Origin of the sequence: Malonomonas rubra (genome assembly GCF_003247215.1) — a bacterium.
In the GTDB taxonomy this organism is placed as follows: domain Bacteria; phylum Desulfobacterota; class Desulfuromonadia; order Desulfuromonadales; family Geopsychrobacteraceae; genus Malonomonas; species Malonomonas rubra_A.
Window position 1 is genome coordinate 1 of the sequence record NZ_QKAP01000014.1, and the last position, 3,667, is coordinate 3,667.

Sequence of the window (3,667 nt, forward strand, 5' to 3'; positions counted from 1 at the left end):
ACCGAGATGGTTATGCCTGGCGACAACATCAGCATGACCGTAAATCTGATCACCCCGATCGCCATGGACAAAGAGCTGCGCTTTGCTATCCGCGAGGGTGGCCGTACGGTTGGCGCCGGCGTTGTCAGCGAAATTATCGAGTAACAACATTCACACCCTCCCCCCTCTGCGAGGAGGGGGGAGTTGAAGGACACCACCATGCGGGATATCGTTACTTTGGCTTGCACCGAGTGCAAGCAACGCAACTACACGACGACCAAGAACAAGAAAAACACTCCGGATAAATTGGAGTTCAACAAGTATTGCCGTTTCTGCCAGAAGCACACCTCCCATAAGGAGACTAAGTAGTCTCTCTGCTGGGCGGTAAAGCGGCTGCAGGTGTCTGCGGCCTTTTGTATGCAGGCCAGTAGCTCTAATGGCTAGAGCACCGGTCTCCAAAACCGGGTGTTGGGGGTTCGAGTCCCTCCTGGCCTGCCATTTTAAAGACAATCCTCAGAAGGGGTTTTGATAGTGCTTGCCAAGACGACAGACTTTTTAGCCAACGTGAAGGGTGAGCTGAAAAAGGTAACCTGGCCAACGCGCAAGGATACCCTCGCATCGACAACGGTCGTCCTTCTTCTGGTTGTGGTGGTTGCCGTTTTCCTGTGGGTTGTGGATTCGGGACTGTCCGCACTGATCCGCGTTCTCCTGCGCTGATGGCAGGGGGAGGGACTGATATGTCAAAGAAATGGTATGGGGTTCACACCTACTCCGGCTTCGAAAACAAGGTTAAGCTTAATCTTGAGGAGCGCATCCGCTCTTTGGGGGCGGAGGAGTTTTTCGGAGAGATTCTGATTCCCTCTGAAACGGTTGTTGAACTCAAAAAGGGAGAGCGCAAGACATCCTCCCGCAAGTTTTTCCCGGGTTATATTCTGGTACAGATGGAGCTGAACAACGAAACCTGGCACATCGTCAAGGATATTCCCAAGGTCACCGGCTTTGTCGGTGGTGGGACGGCGCCGCCGTCCATCCCTGACGAAGAGGTTGCCAAAATCACTTCGCGGATCGAGGAAGGGGTCGAGCGACCCAAGCCGAAGGTCGAGTTTGAAGTGGGTGAAACGGTTCGCGTTGTTGATGGACCTTTCCTGAATTTTACCGGAGTGGTGGAAGACGTTAAGCCCGACAAGGGCAAACTCAAGGTTATGGTCAGTATTTTCGGTCGGGTCACCCCGGTCGAACTTGAATTCATACAGGTCGAAAAAACCAGCTAGCTCTGGTTCTAACAAGTAAAACTCAAGGAGTCACTCATGGCCAAGAAGGTTGTTGGTATGATTAAACTGCAGATTCCTGCCGGCAAGGCGAATCCTTCGCCGCCCGTCGGACCCGCGCTCGGCCAGCACGGGGTCAACATCATGGAATTCTGCAAGGCGTTCAACGCCAAGACACAGGCTCAGGATGGAATGATCACGCCTGTCGTTATCACGGTTTATGCGGACCGGTCTTTCTCTTTTATCACCAAGACCCCCCCCGCAGCCGTGCTTCTTCTGAAGGCCGCCAAGATCCAGAAAGGCTCCGGTGTTCCCAATAAGAACAAAGTGGGCAAGGTTACCAAGGATCAGGTGCGTGAGATTGCCGAGCTGAAAATGCCCGACCTCAACGCATTCGATATCGAAATGGCGATCCGTACTATTGAAGGCACTGCCCGCAGCATGGGCCTCGAAGTCGTATAACTGGAGTTTGCAATGAGTGCTGGGAAAAAACATACGCAAGCCAAGGCTACCATTGACAGGATGAAGGCCTATCCTCTCGAGGAAGCCCTCGCGCAGGTTAAGGAAGTCTCTTACGCCAAGTTCGACGAAACCGTCGATGTTTCGATCCGACTGGGCGTTGATCCCCGTAAAGCGGACCAGATGGTTCGCGGCGCCGTGGTTCTGCCGAACGGTCTCGGTAAAACCGTCCGGGTCCTCGTTTTCGCCAAGGGGGAAAAAGCTGCCGAAGCGACAGCCGCCGGTGCCGATTTCGTCGGGGCTGACGATCTGGTAGCCAAAATCCAGGGTGGCTGGTTCGACTTCGACACCGCCATCGCGACCCCTGACATGATGGGTACTGTCGGTAAAATCGGTAAGCTGCTGGGCCCCCGCGGCCTGATGCCCAACCCCAAGGTTGGCACCGTCACCTTCGATGTCGGCCGCGCCGTCACCGAGGCCAAGTCGGGTAAGATCGAATACCGCGTCGAAAAAGCCGGTATCGTGCACGCTCCCGTAGGCAAGGTGTCCTTTGACGTGGAGAAACTCAAGGAGAACGTGGTTTCCCTTGTAGACGCTCTGGTCAAGGCCAAACCGGCTACGTCCAAGGGCACGTACCTGAAGAAAGTCAGCGTCTCCAGCACCATGGGGCCTGGTCTGAATATCGACGTGGCGGCTCTTCAGACGCTGGTCAAGTAATCTGATGTTTCGAATAACGGAAATCCGGTGTCATCTGATACCGGGTTTCTGTTGTTGTTAGACCGTATAACTGCTCCTGGTCAAAGACAGCAGGTGCGCACCCGACGGTGTGCTTAATAGCTGGACTGCCTGCCGAGGCTGGAACAATGGATTGACGGCTGTTCGTCTCACTCCATGACCTCAGACTGGGGCCCGGATCCTCATGATCCGCAAATCTCAATGAAAGGAGGAGAGACGTTGAACAAGAACAGCAAGGAACAGATTGTCAGCGAGCTTTCAGAAAAGCTCGTAGCCGCCAAAGCGACATTTCTTGCCGACTACCGTGGTCTTAACGTGGAGCAGGTTGATAAGCTTCGCGGGGAATTGCGTGGCGCTGGCGTTGAATACCGGGTCGTAAAAAACACCCTGCTTCGCCTGGCTGCCAAAGGTACCGGAAGCGAGTGCCTTTCCGATCACCTGGCCGGTCCCACGGCGATCGCAATCGCCGGTACCGATCCGGTAGCTCCGGCCAAGATCCTGTCCGAGTTTGCCAAGGCCAACAAAAATTTTGAACTGAAAGTGGGCGCCCTCAACGGCGACCTGCTCAATCTGGCTCAGATCGAGGCGCTGGCTGAACTGCCTAGCCGCGAAGTGCTTCTGGCCAAGGTTCTCGGGTCGCTCAATGCTCCGGCATCCAACTTTGTCGGTGTCCTGGCGGCTATCCCACGGTCCCTCGTGACCGTTCTGGCTGCCATCCAAGAAAAAAAAGCTGCTTAATTTGAACAGATAAAACGTTTTCACGTTACGGAGGATTAATCAACATGGCTGATATCACCAAAGAGCAAGTAATCGAATTCATCGAAAAAATGAACGTCCTTGAGCTGGCTCAGCTCGTTAAGGAACTCGAAGAGAAATTCGGCGTTTCTGCCGCTGCTCCCGTTGCCGTTGCTGCTGCCGCTCCTGCTGCCGCTGCCGCTGCCGCTGTAGAAGAGAAGGACGAGTTCGACGTCATCCTGGCCAGTGCCGGCGACAAGAAAATCAACGTTATCAAAGTGGTTCGTGCCGCTACCGGCCTGGGCCTCAAGGAAGCCAAAGACCTCGTCGACGGCGCTCCTCAGACTGTTAAAGAAGCTGTACCCAAAGCCGAAGCTGAAGAGCTCAAGAAGCAGCTCGTTGAAGCCGGCGCAACCGTGGAACTTAAATAGTTCCTGTCCCATAGTTTCGCCATTAGCCAAGGTCGCCTTGTGCGGCCTTGGCTATTCTAC

7 protein-coding genes, 1 tRNA gene and 1 pseudogene are annotated in these 3,667 nt (G+C 54.5%); all 9 read left to right on the forward strand.

What is annotated here, in order from left to right; translation table 11 throughout:
- A pseudogene (gene tuf / locus Q7J88_RS01410) lies at positions 1-144 on the forward strand (elongation factor Tu); the annotation flags it as partial.
- Positions 145-198: 54 nt separating this feature from the next.
- On the forward strand, positions 199-348 hold the full coding sequence (gene rpmG, locus Q7J88_RS01415; protein ID WP_303720369.1) for a 50S ribosomal protein L33: 150 nt from the start codon (positions 199-201) through the stop codon (positions 346-348).
- A 52-nt stretch (positions 349-400) separates the two neighbouring features.
- A tRNA-Trp gene (locus Q7J88_RS01420) sits at positions 401-477 on the forward strand.
- A gap of 33 nt (positions 478-510) precedes the next feature.
- Positions 511-696 (forward strand): preprotein translocase subunit SecE, encoded by a 186-nt coding sequence (gene secE / locus Q7J88_RS01425; RefSeq protein WP_303720363.1) that lies wholly within the window; start codon positions 511-513, stop codon positions 694-696.
- A gap of 20 nt (positions 697-716) precedes the next feature.
- Positions 717-1,250, forward strand: coding sequence for a transcription termination/antitermination protein NusG (gene nusG / locus Q7J88_RS01430; protein WP_303720364.1), 534 nt, complete (start codon positions 717-719; stop codon positions 1,248-1,250).
- Positions 1,251-1,286: 36 nt separating this feature from the next.
- A complete protein-coding gene (gene rplK, locus Q7J88_RS01435; RefSeq protein WP_303720365.1) occupies positions 1,287-1,709 on the forward strand; it encodes a 50S ribosomal protein L11 in 423 nt (140 codons plus the stop codon).
- A 12-nt stretch (positions 1,710-1,721) separates the two neighbouring features.
- Positions 1,722-2,423, forward strand: coding sequence for a 50S ribosomal protein L1 (gene rplA, locus Q7J88_RS01440; protein ID WP_303720366.1), 702 nt, complete (start codon positions 1,722-1,724; stop codon positions 2,421-2,423).
- A gap of 237 nt (positions 2,424-2,660) precedes the next feature.
- Complete coding sequence (gene rplJ, locus Q7J88_RS01445; protein ID WP_303720367.1) at positions 2,661-3,179, forward strand: 50S ribosomal protein L10; 519 nt, start codon at positions 2,661-2,663, stop codon at positions 3,177-3,179.
- 44 nt (positions 3,180-3,223) lie between these two features.
- Positions 3,224-3,607 carry a 50S ribosomal protein L7/L12 gene (rplL, locus tag Q7J88_RS01450; RefSeq protein ID WP_303720368.1) on the forward strand — a complete coding sequence of 128 codons (384 nt, stop codon included), beginning with the start codon at positions 3,224-3,226 and terminating at the stop codon, positions 3,605-3,607.
- The last annotated feature ends 60 nt before the right edge of the window (positions 3,608-3,667 follow it).

Bases quoted from the DNA above. Each gene is read 5' to 3' on its own strand.
- rpmG (WP_303720369.1), top strand. From the start codon at position 199: ATGCGGGATATCGTTACTTTGGCTTGCACCGAGTGCAAGCAACGCAAC.
- nusG (WP_303720364.1), top strand. From the start codon at position 717: ATGTCAAAGAAATGGTATGGGGTTCACACCTACTCCGGCTTCGAAAAC.
- rplK (WP_303720365.1), top strand. From the start codon at position 1,287: ATGGCCAAGAAGGTTGTTGGTATGATTAAACTGCAGATTCCTGCCGGC.
- rplA (WP_303720366.1), top strand. From the start codon at position 1,722: ATGAGTGCTGGGAAAAAACATACGCAAGCCAAGGCTACCATTGACAGG.
- rplL (WP_303720368.1), top strand. From the start codon at position 3,224: ATGGCTGATATCACCAAAGAGCAAGTAATCGAATTCATCGAAAAAATG.